16 protein-coding genes are annotated in these 17447 nt (G+C 65.2%); 9 read left to right on the forward strand and 7 right to left on the reverse strand.

Annotated elements, in window-relative coordinates; genetic code table 11:
- Window positions 1-66: 66 nt before the first annotated feature.
- Both AC1VVM_RS03665 and AC1VVM_RS03670 read left to right on the forward strand, forming a co-directional pair.
- Window positions 67-1203: a M23 family metallopeptidase gene (locus AC1VVM_RS03665; protein WP_482955864.1), complete on the forward strand. Its 1137-nt coding sequence runs from the start codon at window positions 67-69 to the stop codon at window positions 1201-1203.
- A gap of 4 nt (window positions 1204-1207) precedes the next feature.
- A complete protein-coding gene (locus AC1VVM_RS03670; protein WP_132388525.1) occupies window positions 1208-1618 on the forward strand; it encodes a bactofilin family protein in 411 nt (136 codons plus the stop codon).
- Window positions 1619-1853: 235 nt separating this feature from the next.
- Here the strand turns inward: AC1VVM_RS03670 and AC1VVM_RS03675 are convergent, their stop codons facing one another.
- Window positions 1854-2561 (reverse strand): DUF1013 domain-containing protein, encoded by a 708-nt coding sequence (locus AC1VVM_RS03675; protein WP_132387566.1) that lies wholly within the window; start codon window positions 2559-2561, stop codon window positions 1854-1856.
- A 240-nt stretch (window positions 2562-2801) separates the two neighbouring features.
- Window positions 2802-3779: an NAD(P)H-quinone oxidoreductase gene (locus AC1VVM_RS03680; protein ID WP_482955865.1), complete on the reverse strand. Its 978-nt coding sequence runs from the start codon at window positions 3777-3779 to the stop codon at window positions 2802-2804.
- A gap of 113 nt (window positions 3780-3892) precedes the next feature.
- Between AC1VVM_RS03680 and AC1VVM_RS03685 the strand changes: the two genes are divergently transcribed.
- The 5 genes from AC1VVM_RS03685 to AC1VVM_RS03705 all read left to right on the forward strand — a co-directional run bounded on the left by AC1VVM_RS03685 (window position 3893) and on the right by AC1VVM_RS03705 (window position 9983).
- Window positions 3893-4111: a DUF1192 domain-containing protein gene (locus AC1VVM_RS03685; RefSeq protein ID WP_482955866.1), complete on the forward strand. Its 219-nt coding sequence runs from the start codon at window positions 3893-3895 to the stop codon at window positions 4109-4111.
- Between the two features lie 166 nt (window positions 4112-4277).
- A complete protein-coding gene (gene clpA, locus AC1VVM_RS03690; RefSeq protein ID WP_132387572.1) occupies window positions 4278-6647 on the forward strand; it encodes an ATP-dependent Clp protease ATP-binding subunit ClpA in 2370 nt (789 codons plus the stop codon).
- Window positions 6648-6715: 68 nt separating this feature from the next.
- Window positions 6716-7720: a ligase-associated DNA damage response exonuclease gene (locus tag AC1VVM_RS03695; protein WP_482955867.1), complete on the forward strand. Its 1005-nt coding sequence runs from the start codon at window positions 6716-6718 to the stop codon at window positions 7718-7720.
- A 189-nt stretch (window positions 7721-7909) separates the two neighbouring features.
- Complete coding sequence (locus AC1VVM_RS03700) at window positions 7910-9502, forward strand: cisplatin damage response ATP-dependent DNA ligase (RefSeq protein ID WP_482955868.1); 1593 nt, start codon at window positions 7910-7912, stop codon at window positions 9500-9502.
- A gap of 76 nt (window positions 9503-9578) precedes the next feature.
- A complete protein-coding gene (locus AC1VVM_RS03705; RefSeq protein ID WP_482955869.1) occupies window positions 9579-9983 on the forward strand; it encodes a group II truncated hemoglobin in 405 nt (134 codons plus the stop codon).
- 196 nt (window positions 9984-10179) lie between these two features.
- On the opposite strand, the gene AC1VVM_RS03710 is transcribed toward AC1VVM_RS03705, so the two are convergent.
- The 5 genes from AC1VVM_RS03710 to AC1VVM_RS03730 form a co-directional block, all read right to left on the reverse strand.
- Entirely contained in the window at window positions 10180-10461 is a 282-nt protein-coding gene (locus tag AC1VVM_RS03710; RefSeq protein ID WP_482955870.1) for a DUF167 domain-containing protein, read from the reverse strand.
- Window positions 10461-11024 (reverse strand): gamma carbonic anhydrase family protein, encoded by a 564-nt coding sequence (locus tag AC1VVM_RS03715; protein ID WP_132387582.1) that lies wholly within the window; start codon window positions 11022-11024, stop codon window positions 10461-10463. The genes AC1VVM_RS03710 and AC1VVM_RS03715 overlap by 1 nt, the downstream gene beginning before the upstream one ends.
- Window positions 11025-11040: 16 nt before the next feature.
- Complete coding sequence (locus AC1VVM_RS03720; protein ID WP_482955871.1) at window positions 11041-11604, reverse strand: GNAT family N-acetyltransferase; 564 nt, start codon at window positions 11602-11604, stop codon at window positions 11041-11043.
- A gap of 4 nt (window positions 11605-11608) precedes the next feature.
- On the reverse strand, window positions 11609-12604 hold the full coding sequence (gene hemB / locus AC1VVM_RS03725; RefSeq protein WP_482955872.1) for a porphobilinogen synthase: 996 nt from the start codon (window positions 12602-12604) through the stop codon (window positions 11609-11611).
- Between the two features lie 100 nt (window positions 12605-12704).
- Entirely contained in the window at window positions 12705-14258 is a 1554-nt protein-coding gene (locus AC1VVM_RS03730; protein ID WP_482955873.1) for a peptidoglycan DD-metalloendopeptidase family protein, read from the reverse strand.
- Between the two features lie 287 nt (window positions 14259-14545).
- Between AC1VVM_RS03730 and AC1VVM_RS03735 the strand changes: the two genes are divergently transcribed.
- Together AC1VVM_RS03735 and AC1VVM_RS03740 are read left to right on the forward strand one after the other, a co-directional pair.
- Window positions 14546-17113 (forward strand): helicase-related protein, encoded by a 2568-nt coding sequence (locus tag AC1VVM_RS03735; protein WP_482955874.1) that lies wholly within the window; start codon window positions 14546-14548, stop codon window positions 17111-17113.
- A 34-nt stretch (window positions 17114-17147) separates the two neighbouring features.
- Window positions 17148-17441: an RNA-binding S4 domain-containing protein gene (locus AC1VVM_RS03740; RefSeq protein ID WP_132387590.1), complete on the forward strand. Its 294-nt coding sequence runs from the start codon at window positions 17148-17150 to the stop codon at window positions 17439-17441.
- Window positions 17442-17447: the final 6 nt, after the last annotated feature.

A 17447-nucleotide genomic window follows, 5' to 3' on the forward strand; every position in this document is an offset into this window, starting at 1 on the left:
CTTTGCCCCCCTCCCCTGCTAGCCCGCCGCCCGGGGTCAAGAACAAGTTTTCCAAGCGGGGTCGTTTTGAAGTTCATCTCTGCCGAGACGCTCAAATCGCGTCTCCAGGCGGCTTTTCCCGAACGCGAATTCATCATGCGCTCGCAGGGACAGGTCCGCTTCATCCGCATTTCGTCGCGAATGCAGAAAGTGGCCGCTGGCGCCTGCGCCACGCTGCTGGGCGCTTGGTGCGTGTCGATGGGCGCGGTCGCCGTCTCGCAGTTCAGCTCGACCAGCGAGCATGCCATGCTGCGCATGCGCGAAGCCAATGTCGCCACTGCCGAGAGCCGCGTACAGCAGTATCGCAATAATCTCGACGGCACCGTGGCCGATCTTGCGCGCCGCCAGAAGTTCATCGAGACCATGGTCGAAGCGCACATCGGCGATCTGCCGGAAGACGCCAAGCCCGGCGAAACCGGGGCCGACAGCAGCGCCGAAGCCGCCAAGACCGTCAAGAAAGTCAGCGTCGCGGTGCCCGAGGCCGGCAAGCTCGCCGGAGTGGAAGCCGAACAGCTCGCCTTCGTTGAACGCCTGACCCGCTATGCCGACCGCCGTGCCGCCTCTACCGCAGACACGATCCGCAAGCTCGGACTCAATCCTAATTCTATCGCTGCCGGCAATCGCGGCGGCGAGGGTGGTCCGCTCGAAAAGCTCTCCACGGCGGCCGATGGTTCGATCGACCCGCGCTTCCAGCGTCTTGGCCAGAGCCTTGCCCGCATGGACGCGCTGGAAAACGGCCTCGCCTCGATCCCGCAGGTGAGCCCCGCGCACGTCGCCTACGTTTCCTCCAGCTTCGGCTACCGCGCAGACCCCTTCACCGGCGGCGCTGCGTTCCACGCCGGGCTCGACTTTCCCGGCCCGATGGGCTCGTCGATCTACGCCGCCGCCAAAGGCCGCGTGACTTTCGTCGGTCAGCGCCAGGGTTACGGCAACTGTGTAGAGATCAGCCACGGCAATGGTTTGATGACTCGTTACGGCCATCTTTCGGGCTTTAGCGTCCATCCCGGCCAACTCGTCGACGGCGGTACCCGCATCGCCGCAATGGGCTCGACCGGCCGCTCCACGGGCCCCCACCTCCACTTCGAGGTGCGAATCAACAACCGGCCCGTCAATCCGCGCACCTTCCTAGAGGCCGCCCGAAATGTTCAGCAAGAAGCCCGATAACGCTATGGCCAAGACCTTTTCCAGCACAACTGCCCGCACCGGCTCCACGAGCTTTTCGGTGCTTGGCACCGATACTGCCATTACCGGCAACATCGTGGCTTCTGTCGATCTCCATATCGACGGCCGCGTTACCGGTGACATTTCCTGCAAATCGCTCGTCCAGGGCGATGCCAGCGAAATCGCGGGCGCGATCAGCGCCGAGACCGTGCGCATTGCCGGTTTCGTGCGAGGCAGCATCTCCGCACGCGAAGTCGTGATCCTGCGCACCGCGCGCATCGAGGGCGACGTTTCCTACGACGCGCTCACCATCGAACAGGGCGCCCGCCTCGAAGGCCGGCTCAACCCGAACGGCGGGCAGATTCCGCCTGCCATCGCCCAGCTCACTGACGAGAGCGAACTGGTACCGGCGGAGTAACTTGCGGGGTTTGACCGGGGTGGAGTGGGAGCGTGGGTTCAGACCCGTTTAGCGCCCTTTCTCTACGAAAAGCCCCGGTATTCCCCAAAGCATTCGTTCGTCACCACGCACCTGGCGAGGCAATCCAGAGGCAGATCCGCCCCCGCCGCTTATAAACCGCACAAACAAAAGCCCCGTGACGAACGCATCGTCACGGGGCTTTTTTTATTTCTTCGCTTGGAAGGCGGAAGGACGATTACTCGCCCTGATCCCCCGCAGCCTCGGCAGCACGCTTGGCCTGGAGCCAGGCGGCCACTTCGGCTTCCTGCGCGGCTTCCGAAGCAGCGCGCGAGGCGGCTTCGCGTTCGGCGCGCAGTTCCTCGATCAGCGCTTCGCGATCGTCGACCAGACGTTCATCGCTGAGGCCGTCGTCCTCGATGCCGGCCTTCTTGGCGGCCTTGAAGACGATGAAATCGAGTTCACGCTGCGAGCACAGGCCCAGCGTGACCGGATCCTTCGGCGTGATGTTGGCGATGTTCCAGTGCGAACGATCGCGGATCGCGGCGATGGTGTTGCGCGTGGTGCCGATCAGCTTGCCGATCTGCGCGTCCGAAACCTCGGGGTGATTGCGCAGAATCCACGCAATGCCGTCGGGCTTGTCCTGACGCTTCGAAACCGGGGTGTAACGCGGGCCCTTGGTACGGCTCACGGTAACAGGGGCACGGTGCATCCTGAGCTTGTACTCGGGATTTGCCTGACCCTTCTCGATCTCTTCCATGGTCAGCTCTCCCGAGCGGACCGGATCGCGGCCGGTATACTTGGCGGATGCCAGATCGTCGGCCATCGCCTGCACTTCGAGCATGTGCAGGCCGCAGAACTCGGCAATCTGCTCAAAGGTCAACGCTGTCGTGTCGACCAGCCACGAGGCGGTCGCGTGCGGCATCAGCGGAGTGGGCTGGCTCATGTCTCTATCTCCGGCGGAAACAATAAGGGCCGCCCCTTCGCGGAGCGGCCGTACGGCTCCGATTTAGGGAAACTTTGCGGCTTCGGCAAGCACAAGCCTTGATTTTGGCAATTCCATCCTGCGTGATTTTGAAACGACTTGGCAAAACCATCAGGGGGACGAGTCTGGATTTGCTCAACCGCGTCACGAAACTACGTGGCAGCGCATCTTCCGAACCCTTCTTGCAGACGGGAGCCCAGGTCAGATCTCCAGCACGATCTTGCCGACATGATCGCCCGCCTCCATCCGCGCATGGGCCGCGGCGGCCTCTGCCAGCGGGAAGCACGCATCCATCACCGGCCGCAGTTCGCCGTCCTCGACCAGAGGCCAGGCATTGGCGAGAATTTCCTGCGCCAACAGTCCCTTGAACGCATCCGAGCGCGGGCGCAGGGTCGATCCGGTGAGGGTGTAGCGACGGGTCATGACCACGGCCATGTTGATCTCGGCCCGGGTGCCGCCCTGTACCGCGATCGTTACATGCCGGCCGTCTACAGCGAGGCACTTCAGATTGCGCGCGACATAATCGCCCCCCACCATGTCCAGAACGAGGTCGACACCCTTGCCATTGGTGATTCGCGCCACTTCCTCGACGAAATCGCTGGCCTTGTAGTCGATCGCATGGGCCGCGCCGATCTCCAGCGCGCGGGCGCACTTCTCGGGCGATCCACAGGTCACGATCACGGTCAGCCCGAAATGCCGACCGAGCATGGCCGCCATCGTGCCGATGCCGCTGGTGCCGCCGTGGACCAGCATCGTCTCGCCATCGCGGGCATAGCCGCGCTCGAACACGTTGTGCCAGACGGTGAAAAGCGTCTCGGGAAGCGCCGCCGCTTCATCCAGCCCAAGGCCTTCGGGCACCGGCAGGCAGTGCACCGCCTTGGCCAGGCAATATTCGGCATAGCCGCCGCCACTGACGAGCGCGCAGACCGACTGGCCGGGCAGAAACTCGGTCACCCCCTGCCCCAGAGCGGCGACCTGCCCCGAGATTTCGAGGCCGGGAATCGGCGAGGCGCCGGGCGGCGGCGGGTATTTGCCCTGACGCTGTACCACATCGGGGCGGTTAACGCCCGCATAGGCAACCTTGACCAGAACTTCGCCCGGGCCCGGCACGGGAACCGGTAAAGTGACGGGCTTGAGCACATCAGGACCACCCGGCGCGTCGAAGCCGATCGCAGTCATATCTTTAATGGCGTTAACTAACATAGGCATCCTGTTGCCACAGACCCACTATACAAGGGAACATGTTTTGAGACCATTGACAGCAAGCATCTCCGGTCCGATGCTGCAATGCAATGGACGATGATGATCGACCGCGGCGGCGGTCGCCCGAGGTAGAACTCGGAGCCGCCAGCCTTCTCGCCAGCGAAAGCCTGGAGCGCTATTCGCTGGACGAACTCGGCGCACGCATCGCCCTCCTCGAAGCAGAAATCGAACGGATCCGCGCGCATCGCCGCGCGACCCAGGCACACATGCTCGCGGCCGATGCCCTGTTCAGGCCCAAGACGCCATGACCGGCGCGAGCTTCACCCCTCGCCCCGGCGAACATCTCGCAACCGTCGCGAGCATGCCTATATGGAGCAGGAAACCCGAAACCGAACATTCCATATCTTGCCTCAAGCTCCCCCGCCCCAAGCTTTCCCCCAAGGAGAGTCCCACTCCCACATGAAAGTTTCCTAGATGCCCAGCTTCGCGCAAAGCCTAGAAAAGACCCTTCACGCCGCGCTCTCGCACGCTTCAGAGCGCAGCCATGAGTACGCAACGCTCGAGCACCTGCTGCTCGCCCTGATCGATGATCCGGACGCGGCACAGGTCATGCAGGCATGCGGAGTGGACCTTGGCGACCTCGGTGACGTCGTGCGCCAATACCTCGACCAGGAATACCAGTCGCTGAAGACCGAGGAAAAGGGCGATCCCGCCCCCACCGCCGGCTTCCAGCGCGTGATCCAGCGAGCGATCCTGCATGTCCAGTCCTCCGGCAAGGACACCGTAACCGGTGCCAACGTGCTGGTTGCCCTGTTCTCCGAGCGCGATTCCTACGCGGTCTACTTCCTGCAACAGCAGGACATGAGCCGCCTCGACGCCGTCAGCTACATCAGCCACGGCATCGGCAAGGGCGGCAAGCGCGTCGAGGATCGCGCGCCCAAGGGCAGCGAAGACCAGGCGCCGACTCCCGAAGAGAAGGCCGAAACCAAGAGCGCGAACAAGAAGGATTCCGCGCTCGACCAGTTCACCGTCAATCTCAATGAGAAGGCGCTGCTGGGCAAGGTCGACCCGCTGATCGGTCGCGGCCCCGAAGTGGACCGCACGATCCAGATCCTCTGCCGCCGTTCGAAGAACAACCCGCTCTATGTGGGCGACCCCGGCGTCGGCAAGACCGCCATCGCCGAAGGTCTGGCGCGCAAGATCGTCGAAGGCGAAGTGCCCGAGGTGCTTTCCGAAGCGGTGATCTACTCGCTCGACATGGGCTCGTTGCTGGCGGGCACGCGCTATCGCGGCGACTTCGAGGAACGCCTGAAGCAGGTCGTCTCCGAACTGGAGAAGATGCCGCACGCGATCCTGTTCATCGACGAGATCCACACGGTGATCGGCGCCGGCGCCACCAGCGGCGGCGCGATGGACGCTTCGAACCTGCTGAAACCCGCACTGTCGGGCGGCACGATCCGTTGCATCGGTTCGACCACCTACAAGGAGTTCCGCAACCACTTCGAGAAGGACCGCGCCCTGCTGCGCCGGTTCCAGAAGATCGACGTGAACGAACCCACGGTGGAAGACACGATCAAGATCCTGCGCGGGCTGCGCACGGCCTTCGAGGAACACCACAAGGTCAAGTACACGCCGGATGCGATCAAGACCGCGGTCGAGCTTTCGGCGCGCTACATCAATGACCGCAAGCTGCCCGACAAGGCGATCGACGTGATCGACGAAGTGGGCGCGATGCAGATGCTGGTGCCCCCCAGCCGCCGCAAGAAGACGATCACCGCGCGTGAAATCGAGCAGGTGATCGCAACGATGGCGCGCATCCCGCCCAAGTCGGTCAGTTCGGACGACAAGAAGGCGCTCGAGAATCTCGAACGCGATCTGAAGCGCGTGGTCTTCGGTCAGGACAAGGCCATCGAGGTGCTCTCCACCGCGATGAAGCTCAGCCGCGCGGGCCTGCGCGATCCAGACAAGCCGATCGGCTCGTTCCTGTTCTCCGGCCCGACCGGCGTCGGCAAGACCGAGGTTGCCAAGCAACTCGCCTCGATCATGGGCATCCCGATCCAGCGCTTCGACATGTCCGAATATATGGAGCGTCACTCGGTCAGCCGTCTGATCGGCGCCCCTCCGGGCTACGTCGGCTTCGATCAGGGCGGTCTGCTTACCGATGCGGTGGACCAGCAGCCGCATTGCGTGCTCCTTCTCGACGAAATCGAAAAGGCGCACCCCGATCTGTTCAACATCCTCCTGCAGGTGATGGACAACGGCAAGCTGACCGACCACCACGGCAAGACCGTGGACTTCCGCAACGTGGTCCTGATCATGACCACCAATGCGGGCGCGTCGGACATGGCCAAGCAGGGCATCGGTTTCGGTGACACGTCCAAGGCGGATGCCGGGGACGAGGCGGTGAAGCAGATGTTCAGCCCCGAGTTCCGCAACCGTCTCGATGCCATCGTGCCCTTCGCCTATCTCGCCAAGGAAACGATCAGCCGGGTGGTGGACAAGTTCATCCTTCAGTTGGAACTCCAGCTGGCGGACCAGAACGTCCACATCCAGTTCGACTCCGACGCGCGCGAATGGCTGGGCCATCGCGGCTATGACAAGCTCTACGGGGCGCGGCCGATGGCCCGTGTCATCCAGGAGAAGGTCAAGCAGCCGCTGGCGGAAGAACTGCTGTTCGGCAAGCTGGCCTACGGCGGCGAAGTCCATGTTTCGGTCAAGGAAGACGGGCTGAACTTCGAACTGGCCCCCGCCGCTCCCAAGGTGGTCAAGGCCAAGAAGAAGCCCGCCGTGAAGAAGACGGTCAAGAAGCCCGGCACTCAGCCGGAACCCAACACCGACGACTGAGACGGCGCTGCTGCACTCAAGAGAAAATGGGGTGGGAACCACGCGGTTCCCGCCCCATTTTTCCATTCATGGCCCGTGATTTCGCCTGGATCAGACCGGAGCCCCAGGGCATCCACATCGCTCCGGCCGATTGCTGGATCGATCCCTCGATCACCGTTGCCCATGCGCTAGTGACGCATGGCCATTCCGATCACGCGCGCGGTGGTCACGGCGTGACCGTGGCGACGCCGGAGACGCTGGCGATCATGGAACTACGCTATGCCACCAGCGAAGGCGCCCGGCCGGTGCTTTATGGCGAGACGCTGCGCCTGCCGGGCGATGTCTCGGCTACGTTCTTTCCCGCCGGACACGTGCTGGGATCGGCGCAGATCCTGCTCGAACACGCGGGCGAGCGCGTCGTCGTCACCGGCGATTTCAAGCGCCGCCCCGATCCCACCTGCGCGCCATTCGAGGTGGTGCCTTGCGACGTGCTCGTCACCGAGGCGACCTTTGCGCTTCCGGTGTTCCGCCATCCGCCCGTCGAGCACGAGATTGCCAAGCTGCTCTCTACTCTTGCCGCCAATCCGGATCGCTGCGTGCTTGTCGGCGCCTATGCACTGGGCAAGGCGCAGCGCCTGATCGCGGAACTGCGCCGCGCCGGACATGCCGCACCGATCTACCTCCATGGGGCGATGGAGGCGATGTGCAGCCTCTACGCCCGCTTCGGGATCGATCTTGGCGACTTGCGGCTGGTGAGTGACGTCAAGACGCCGGAACTCGCCGGGCAGATCGTGATCGCGCCGCCCTCTGCACTCAACGACCGCTGGAGCCGCCGCCTGCCGGACCCGATCACCGCCATGGCCTCCGGCTGGATGCGCGTCCGCCAGCGCGCGCGCCAGCGGATGGTCGAGCTTCCACTCGTCATCTCGGATCACGCAGATTGGGACGAACTCACCCGGACCATCACCGAGGTGAATCCGTCGGAGACATGGATCACCCACGGGCGTGAGGATGCCATGATGCGCTGGTGCGAGTTGAACCAACGCCGGGCACGGGCACTCGCGCTGGTGGGTTACGAGGACGAGGATGATTGAGATGGCGCAGATGCACTCCCATCCCACACTTCCTCTCCTACAATATCCCGTCGCCCCCGCGAAGGCGGGGGCCCCGCTGCCTCTTTGCCACGCCGCAAGAAAAGCGGGGTCCCCGCCTTCGCGGGGACGACGAAGGCTATGGCGATATAGAGGTTCGTATGCGGCAGATCGCCTCCAACTGATCTGCCCATGAGACGCTTCGCCGCCCTGCTCGATGCGCTGGTCTATACCCGCAGCCGCAATGCCAAGCTCAAGCTGCTGGCGGACTACTTGCGCGAGACGCCAGACCCCGACCGCGGCTGGGCGCTGGCGGCGCTGACCGACGGCCTCGACTTTCCGGCGGTGAAAAGCGCCACTATCCGCAATCTGATGACCGAGCGCGTCGATCCGGTACTCTGGGCGCTCAGCCGCGATTATGTCGGCGACACGGCCGAGACCGCGAGCCTGCTCTGGCCCGGGCCAGATATCGCCGAAGATCCACCCACCGTGAGCGAGGCGGTCGACGCGCTTTCCCGCATGACTCGTGCCAATGTCATGGCGGAACTGCCCCGGCTGCTCGACCGGCTCGACGCCGAAGAGCGCTACGCCCTACTCAAGCTCGCGACCGGCGCCATGCGGATCGGCATTTCCGCCAGACTGGCCAAGACTGCCTTCGCATTGGCGTTCGACGTGTCCGTGGAGGACGTGGAGGAGCACTGGCACGGCCAGTCCGCCCCCTATGCCGCGCTGTTCGGCTGGGCCGCGCACGGCGCCGCGCCGCCCTCGGCCGAGCACCTGCCGCTGTTTCGCCCCTTCATGCTCGCGCATCCGCTGGAGGCTGCGGAAATCGACCTTGCGGGCTATGCCGCCGAATGGAAATGGGACGGCATCCGCGTCCAGGTCGTTCACGTAAACGGCGAAACGCGAGTCTATTCGCGGTCGGGCGACGATATCTCCGGAAGCTTCCCCGAAATCGCCGAAGCGCTTCACATTGATGCCGTGCTCGATGGCGAATTGCTGGTGCGCGGCGCCCATCAGGGACGTGAGGAAGGCGGAGCGGCAAGCTTCAATGCCTTGCAGCAGCGGCTCGGGCGCAAGACGGTGTCGAAGAAGATGCTGGCGGACTATCCCGCCTTCGTCCGGCTCTACGACGTTCTGATTCTGGAGGGCGAGGATCTGCGCCCCCAGCCCTGGAACGACCGCCGCGCACGGCTGGAGGAACTGATTGCCCGGCTCGATCCGGAGCGTTTCGATCTCAGCGCAGTGATTCCGGCAGTCGATTTCGCGGAACTCGCCGCGATCCGCGAACGCGCGCGAGAGGATGCCATCGAAGGCGTCATGCTGAAGCGGCGTGACAGCCCCTATGTCGCCGGGCGCAAGACCGGGCTCTGGTACAAGTGGAAGCGCGATCCGCTGCTGATCGACTGCGTGCTGATGTATGCCCAGCGCGGCAGCGGCAAGCGCAGTTCGTTCTATTCGGACTATACGTTCGGGTGCTGGGACGGCGATCCGGATTCAGGCGCGGAACTCTTGCCGGTGGGAAAGGCCTATTTCGGCTTCACCGACGAGGAACTGAAGTGGCTGGACCGCCATGTCCGCAATCACACGGTCAACCGCTTCGGCCCGGTGCGCGAAACCGACAAGTCGTTGGTGCTCGAAGTGGCTTTCGATTCCGTCCACGCAAGCAAGCGCCACAAGTCCGGCCTTGCCATGCGCTTCCCCCGCATCCACCGCATCCGCGCCGACAAGCCCGCGCACGAGGCCGACCGCATCGCAACGCTGCAGGCCATGATCCGCGATTGATCGGAATCAAGTTCCACGTGGAACCGATGGGCTATTCCATCAGCATCCCCATCTGCGTGTCTGAGAGATTCTATTCGTGACCACCGGCAATTCCTCCCCCGCCGCAACACCGCACGACCTGCTCGGCGGCGCGCCCGTGTTCGCGGCGATCGCCAATCGCTTCTATGACCTGATGGAGCGGGATCCGGCTTACGCCGAACTGCGGGCAATGCATGCCGAGGATCTTGGTCCGATGCGCGAGAGTCTGCCGCGCTTTCTGGCCGGTTGGGCCGGGGGGCCGCGCGACTGGTTCGAAGCCAATCCGGGCAAATGCATGATGAGCCTACACAAGGATTTCCCGATCGATCGCGCGACCGCCATGCAATGGGCCGAGGCGATGGCCCGCGCGGTGGCCGATGTGGCACCGGAACCTGCCAACGTGGCGCAGGCCATGACCGACGCGCTGACTCGCATGGCGCGCGGTATGGCAAGGCCGGGCTGAATACCCGCTCCGGAGCGGGCGGCAACCGCCTCACTTATCCTGTGTGACCTTGCTCATCCCCAGCACCCCACTCTCCCGAGTGATCCCGCTCATCTTGAGCAACCCCGCTCATCCTGAGCTTGTCGAAGGATCAAAGCCACACTTAAGGACGCAAGCTCCCTCCGTCAGCGCTTCGCCTCCCGTTCCAGGGCGGACATCAAAGATCCACGTGAAACTGCTTCTCGCGCGAAGTTGCGCCGCGCAACAATTCGATTCGTGAGGGCGCCAGACCCAGCGCCGCGGCGAGAAGCCTGCGCACAGCCTCGTTAGCCTTGCCGTCTTCGGGCTTGGCGCGCACTTTCGCGTGGAGACGCCCTTCGGCAATCTCCAGCGCTTCCCCCTTCGCCCCCGGCGTGACCCGCACCGCCAGTCGATGTTCGCTATCCACCAGCGCGCGGATCGCTTCGACATGCGGAAGCGCAGCCCTGTGCTTCGCCATCAGCCTTTCAGGCCCAGCGCCTCGGCATGCAGACGGCCATTGATGACGTAGCCTTTCACGCCCGCCTGATTGGCCGCGATGGTCTCATCATCGAGATCGCGCAGATATTTCGCCGGGCGGCCCATCCACAGCTGCCGCGCACCGATGCGCTTGCCGGTAAGCTGAGCCCCGGCCGCCAGCATGCCGTCGGACTCGATATAGCTGCCATCCATGACAATGGCGCCGAGGCCCACGAAAGCGCGATCTTCCAGCGTCGAGCCATGGACCATCGCCATATGCCCGATCAGCACGTCCTCGCCGATCAGCGTCGCATAGCCCTCGGGCCGCGAAGGCTTGGGACTGTCGCAGTGAATCACCGTGCCGTCCTGCACATTGGTGCGCGCGCCGATGACGACGCGGTTCACGTCGGCGCGGATCACGCAGTTGTACCAGATGCTGACATCCGGCCCGATCTCGACATCGCCGATGATCCGGCAGCCGGGGGCGATGAAGGCGCTGGAGTGAATTCGCGGCGCCTTGCCGTTGAAGGCCGCCACGGTGATGTCGGTGCGATTCATGGTCATTCCTCTCCCCCGGATGTCAGCGCGGCTGCGCGGCCCATTCCGCCTGCGTGATCGAATAGACGATGTGCCGGCGCAAGGGATCGTCAGGCGCAAGCGCGGGATGATCGAAATCCTGATCGTGGCGGCGAGTCATGCCCAATCGCTCCATCAATCCCCATGACCGGCTGTTGCCCAACACCGTCATCGCCAGGATCGCATCCGCCCCGAACACGGTGAAGCCCCTGTCGAGGCTGGCCAAGGCCGATTCACGCGCATAGCCCTGCCCCCAGGCCTCGCGCGCCAGTCGCCAACCTATCTCCACACGGCCTTCCAGCGGAGTGCCGACCGGCCCCGGCTTCAGGCCGCAGAAGCCGAGGAATTGCCCATCGGACTTGCGTTCGATGGCCCAAAAGCAATGCCCATGGTCGCGCTGAAAACCCTGCTGCCGCGCGATGATCTCCTCCACTTGGGCGGCGCTGGCGAGCGGGCCGAGGAATTCCATCACGGCCGGATCGCTGCACATGGCCAGGAACGGTGCGGCATCTTCATCTGTCCAGCCGCGCAATACCAGCCGGTCGGTCTCCAGCAGAAAGTCCGTCATCACATCATTTCTGCAAGAGACGCGCTGCGTGGACGGCATGGTAGGTCAACACGCCCGAGCAGCCCGCGCGCTTAAAGGCGAGCAGCGTTTCCAGCACCATCGCGTCCCGCTCCGCAGCACCGGCCGCCACCGCCGCCTCGATCATCGCGTATTCGCCCGAGACCTGATAGGCGAAGACCGGAACCTCGAAGGTCTCCTTCACCCGGCGCACGATGTCGAGGTATGGCAGTCCCGGCTTGACCATGACGCTGTCCGCGCCCTCGGCCAGGTCCATCTCCACCTCACGCAGCGCTTCCTCGGCGTTGGCCGGGTCCATCTGGTAGGTCTTCTTGTCCCCCTTGAGCAGGCCGCGCGTGTTCACCGCATCGCGGAACGGGCCGTAGAAGGCCGAAGCATACTTGGCGGCATAGCTCATGATTTGGACGTTGATGTGGCCTTCGTCCTCCAGCGCGTCGCGGATCGCGCCGATACGGCCGTCCATCATGTCCGAAGGCGCGATGATATCGGCGCCCGCCGCCGCCTGATTCAGCGACTGGCCGACCAGCACTTCCAGCGTCTCGTCATTGAGCACGTAGCCCTTGTCGTCCAGCAGGCCGTCCTGCCCGTGGCTGGTATAGGGATCGAGCGCGACATCGGTGAGCAGGCCGATGGAATCGCCGAGTTCATCACGGATTGCGCGCAAGGCGCGGCACATCAGGTTGTCGGGATTAAGCGCCTCGGCGCCGTCGGCGCTGCGGCGCTCGGGCTGGGTATCGGGGAACAGCGCGATGCAGGGAATGCCCAGATCGGCCGCTTCCCGGGCCCGCTGGACAAGCAGGTCCACCGACCAGCGCGAGACGCCCGGCAGCGAGGAAATCGGCTGCTCGACACCCGTGCCTTCGGTCACGAAGACCGGCCAGATAAGATCGGCGGGAGTCAGCACCGTCTCGCGGTGCATGGCACGGCTCCAAGCCGTGGCGCGCGTGCGGCGCAGGCGGGTGTGGGGATAGGATCCAGTCATGGCAGCGGTGATTGCCGGAAAAGCCGTGCCTGTTCAATCGGACGGACTGTCCAAGACAGCAAGCCCGCTTGCGCGCCGCGCAGCCGATGCAGCGGCGCCGTCAGTTCACGGTGTTTTTCGGCTCCAGCCGATCGATTTCACGCTGCGCGCCGATCGGCGAATTGGTTGCCGGAGCGATCGCGCCCAGCGCGTCGCCGGGCTGAACATTGAGCAGCGCCTTCATCCGCGCATCGAAGGCGTTCTTTTCCCGGCCGTCGATCTGCGGCCTTGACGTGAAGCGCAGCCCGGCGGGGTTGATCGTCTGTCCGCCGCGATAGGCTTCGAAGTGAAGATGCGGACCAGTCGAGAGCCCCGAGGACCCGACATAGCCGATCACCTGCCCGGCACGAACATGGCTGCCGGCGGAGATGGCGATCCGGCTCATGTGGCCGTAACCGGTGCCAAGGCCGCCCGCATGCTCGATGCGCACGTAATTGCCGTGGCCGCCGTGGCGGCCCGAGAATGTCACCGTGCCGTCAGCCACGGCATAAATCGGCGAGCCATAGGCGGCGCCGAAGTCGATACCGGCGTGCATCCGCACATAGCCGAGGATCGGGTGGCGGCGCATGCCGTAGGGCGAAGTCATGTGCCCGGCCACCGGCATGCCTGCAGGCGTGCTGCTGCCGCTGGAATCGGCAAGGCCGGAGGCGGCAACCATGTCGCCGTCCTGGCCCCAGCGCAGAAGCTGGAGGCGCGCCCTGCCCTCGTGTTCGAGCCCCGCGTAGAGCAGATTGCCGATCTCCCGCTCGCCCTTGGCCGAGCGCTTGTAGGCCACAACGATATCGAACTCGTCGTTCGGGCGGATGTCGCTCTCGAGGCTGAGATATTTGTCGACCGCCTGAAGATAGGCCTGAATCGCGGCCACCGGCGCCCCGGCATTGCGTGCCGAGCGATAGAGGCTGGACCCCACGGTGCCGCGAATGCGCAGCGGAGTCTCGTCGACATGAATCGGGCGGCGCACCAGCGAAAGCCCGCCGCCGCCGCGCTGAATCGCAAGATCGAGGTCGAATCGCGCGCGAAAATCCATGGCGGTCAGCGCGCGCGGCGCTCCCGGCGCAGGCCGGTTACCCAGCGTCACGTCGAACTGGGTTCCGGGCGCGATCTCGCCAAGCGGCACCGCCTGCCCGACCAACGCGCCGATCCGCGCGGCGTCATCGTCGCCCACGCCGATCCGTTCGAGCATCCGCGCGAAGCTGTCGCCCTGCCCCAGTGTCGCCACAAGATCCACGCTCGGGCGCTCGGGCACGCTGGCAAGCGGGCGAACCAACCGACTCGCGCCCATATGGCGACCGGAGTCGGCGCCCAATGCCAGAGGGGCAATCGACTGGCTGCGAAATTCGTCTCGCTCACGCGCGGCGAGCGGCATCGACGTGGCAGCCTCCACCTCGGAAAAATCAGGCCAGAAGGCGAAAGCCGCCACCGACAGGCCAAGCATGGTCGCCATACCCCGCAGCCACCGCCGGCTGCCGATATCGCAGGCAAGGTCAGGGGCGATCTCCACACGCTCGCACCAGTGCTCGATTCCGCATTTCCAGCGGGAGAGCCGGTCGGACAGGCGCGGCCTGTGGGGAAGGGACGGCTCGACCGGTGCGGGCGCGGACTCGGGGGCAAGCATTTGCGCATGCGACAGCGCCGCGGCTTGCGCGCTGTTGCCGGCTTCGATGCCCCCGCCTTGTCCAAGATCCTTGAACAGATGCCCGTCCCTCTTCCACCCCCGCCGGCCATCGGAAGTGCTCCGAACGGCGGCAGACCCGAGTCTCCAGTCGTGGCCCGAACGGGGGCCGTGCGCACGAGTCCTGCCCGTTCAAGGTTAATTGCTACCTAACGTTGTGGATTACTGCCGCGATTTTCAGCGGACCGGCCCTTGCGGGTGCGTGGCCGGGATGCCAAATCGGAAGAGTAATGCCTTACGCGCCGCATGCCTCGTCGCGATACGACGCTCCCAGCGGGGTAAAGGCGGTGCTCGGCCCGACGAACACCGGCAAAACCCACCTCGCCATCGAGCGGCTTTGTGCCCATTCCAGCGGCGCCATCGGTTTCCCGCTGCGCCTGCTTGCGCGCGAGGTCTATGACCGCGTCTGCAAGATCAAGGGCGAGAACAACGTCGCCCTGATCACCGGCGAAGAGCGGATCGAGCCGAAAAACGCCCGCTACCTGCTGTGCACGGCGGAGGCCATGCCGGTCACCGACCGCAGCCTCGCTTTCGTCGCCATTGACGAGGCGCAACTCGCCGCCGACCGCGAGCGCGGCCATGTCTTCACCGACCGCCTGCTCCACGCACGCGGCCGCGAGGAGACGATGATCCTCGGCTCTGCAACGATCGAACCGCTGGTGAAAGCGCTGGTGCCGGGCGTCGAGGTGGTCTCCCGCCCGCGCTTTTCCACGCTCAGCCATTCGGGCGCGAAGAAGCTCAGCCGGATTCCCCCGCGCAGCGCCATCGTCGCCTTTTCGGCCGAGCAGGTCTACGCGATTGCCGAAATGCTGCGCCGTTTCCGTGGGGGCGCCGCCGTGGTCATGGGGGCGCTGAGCCCGCAGACGCGCAATGCCCAGGTCGCGCTCTACCAGTCGGGCGAAGTCGATTACCTCGTCGCCACCGATGCCATCGGCATGGGCCTCAATCTCGATATCGAGCATGTCGCCTTCGCCGGACTCTCCAAGTTCGACGGCCGCCGCCATCGCCGCCTCACCACCGCAGAGATGGCGCAGATCGCGGGACGCGCGGGCCGCCACCAGCGGGACGGCACTTTCGGCACCCTGACCGGATCGGGCGGGCACGATTCCGAATTCGAGCCGGAAGAAGTCTATGCGATCGAGGAGCATCGCTTCCCGCCGCTGACCAAGCTGTTCTGGCGCGATCCCGAACCCCGCTTCGACAGTATCGCCACACTGATTGCCGATCTGGAGGCCCCGCCAGAACGCCCCGAACTGGCCCCCGCGCCCGAGGCCATCGACCTTGCGGTGCTGAAGCGGCTTGCCGAAGACCCGGACATCGCCGGCACCGTGAACGGACGCGCGCAGATCGCCCGATTCTGGGAAGTCTGCCGCCTGCCGGACTTCCGCCAGCAAGGCTCGGAAACCCATGCACGCTTCATTGCCCGGCTCTGGCAGGACCTGAAGCAGGGCGAACTGGGTGCGGACTACATGGCGCAGCAGATCGCCCAGCTGGACCGCACCGGCGGTGATATCGACACCCTGCAAGGCCGGATTGCCGCAATCCGTTCATGGGCCTATATCGCCCAGCGCCCCGACTGGGTGCTCGCCCGCGATGAAATGGCGGCGCGCGCACGGGCGGTCGAAGCGCGGCTTTCCGACGCGCTTCATGGCAAGCTTACCGAACGTTTCATCAATCGCAGGACTGCCGTGCTCATGAAGAAACTCGGTCCCGACGCCGGACTGCTCTCGGTCCGTCTCGAAGACGAGGAAGTGCTGGTGGAGGGCGAGCACATCGGCTCGCTGCGCGGTTTCGGCTTCCAGGTCGATCCCGGTGCGCGCCTGACCGACCGCAAGCTGCTGCTGGCGGCTGCCGAGCGGCACTTGCCCGCCCTGCTTCAGGCCCGCGCCGATGCGCTGGCTGCCGCCATCCACGAAGGCGGCGCGCCGCTGACTCTCGATGGCGGTGCGATCAACTGGGAGGGCGAGCGGATCGCCACCCTGACTGCCGGACGCTCGCTGCTGGCCCCGGTGCTGGTGCCTGAGCGCGTGCTCGATGCGATTCCCGCGCCATCGCGCAAGGCGCTTGTCGCCGCGCTGGAAGCCTGGCTCGAAACCGCGCTGGAACCGCTCGCCCCGCTGCGCAAGCTGGATGAGGCGAGTCGCTCGGAGGAAGCCGGCCCGGACTTGCGCGCGCTGCTGATCTCACTGGTCGAATGCGGCGGCATGGCCGCGCGCGAGGAAACCGGTGTGGACCGGCTCGACAAGGGACGCCGCACCATGCTTGCGCGGATCGGCGTGCGCGTCGGCGCGCTCGATCTCTTCCTTCCCGCGATGCTACGCCCGGGCCCGATCACGCTCTGGCGCCAGCTCGCCCGGGTCGCCGGCAAACAGGCACCCGGTGGTGAGCCCGAGGCGGCGATGCCCCCCGCAATGGACGCGGCCAAGCGCCAGCGCGCGCCGGGCTATCGCAATCTCGGCAAACAACTCATCCGGCTCGACATGGCTGAGAAACTGCTGCGCGAAGCCCATGAGGCGCGTGGCACCGGGCCTGCCTCACGCGATTTCGCGCTCGATCCCGCGCGCGCGGTCTCCATGGGTCTGATCACCTCCAGCTATGCGCGGCTGCTACGCATGGCCGGATTCCAGCCCGTGATGCCGCGCCCGCTTGCCGAAGACGCGCATGGACCGCCCGCGCCGGTGCGCTGGCGCTGGCGGCCGCCGCGGCGCCAGGTCGAGGAAGTGCGGGTGCAGCCGGTCCGCGCGGACAGCGCCTTCGCAGCGCTTGGCGAACTGATCGGGGCCGACAGGGGGCGCTGATGACGGGCCCGGCGCGCAAGATACGGGGGCTGCGTTGAGGATTGACAAGCTGCTCTGGTTTCTGCGCCTTTCGAAGACGCGCCCGCTGGCCCAGGCCATGGCCGAAGCCGGGCATTTGCGGATCAATGGCAGGCGTGTCGAACGCGCCCACCAGAAAGTTTCTGTCGGCGATGTGCTCACCGTACCTACAGCGGAGGGTGTCAGGGTGATAGAAATCCTTGCCCTGCCAACACGTCGAGGACCCGCCCCGGAGGCGCACACGTGCTATAGAGTGCTTGACGGGGTACCCGGTGATCCCATAGCAGCGGCCAATCGAAACGAGGTCTGAAAAGAG

Source organism: Novosphingobium sp. BL-S-33, assembly GCF_056857025.1.

Coding starts and splice junctions, on each gene's coding strand:
- AC1VVM_RS03670 (WP_132388525.1), top strand. CDS start 1,208: ATGGCCAAGACCTTTTCCAGCACAACTGCCCGCACCGGCTCCACGAGC.
- AC1VVM_RS03675 (WP_132387566.1), bottom strand. CDS start 2,561: ATGAGCCAGCCCACTCCGCTGATGCCGCACGCGACCGCCTCGTGGCTG.
- AC1VVM_RS03680 (WP_482955865.1), bottom strand. CDS start 3,779: ATGACTGCGATCGGCTTCGACGCGCCGGGTGGTCCTGATGTGCTCAAG.
- AC1VVM_RS03685 (WP_482955866.1), top strand. CDS start 3,893: ATGGACGATGATGATCGACCGCGGCGGCGGTCGCCCGAGGTAGAACTC.
- clpA (WP_132387572.1), top strand. CDS start 4,278: ATGCCCAGCTTCGCGCAAAGCCTAGAAAAGACCCTTCACGCCGCGCTC.
- AC1VVM_RS03695 (WP_482955867.1), top strand. CDS start 6,716: ATGGCCCGTGATTTCGCCTGGATCAGACCGGAGCCCCAGGGCATCCAC.
- AC1VVM_RS03700 (WP_482955868.1), top strand. CDS start 7,910: ATGAGACGCTTCGCCGCCCTGCTCGATGCGCTGGTCTATACCCGCAGC.
- AC1VVM_RS03710 (WP_482955870.1), bottom strand. CDS start 10,461: ATGGCGAAGCACAGGGCTGCGCTTCCGCATGTCGAAGCGATCCGCGCG.
- AC1VVM_RS03715 (WP_132387582.1), bottom strand. CDS start 11,024: ATGACCATGAATCGCACCGACATCACCGTGGCGGCCTTCAACGGCAAG.
- AC1VVM_RS03720 (WP_482955871.1), bottom strand. CDS start 11,604: ATGACGGACTTTCTGCTGGAGACCGACCGGCTGGTATTGCGCGGCTGG.
- hemB (WP_482955872.1), bottom strand. CDS start 12,604: ATGACTGGATCCTATCCCCACACCCGCCTGCGCCGCACGCGCGCCACG.
- AC1VVM_RS03730 (WP_482955873.1), bottom strand. CDS start 14,258: ATGCTTGCCCCCGAGTCCGCGCCCGCACCGGTCGAGCCGTCCCTTCCC.
- AC1VVM_RS03735 (WP_482955874.1), top strand. CDS start 14,546: ATGCCTTACGCGCCGCATGCCTCGTCGCGATACGACGCTCCCAGCGGG.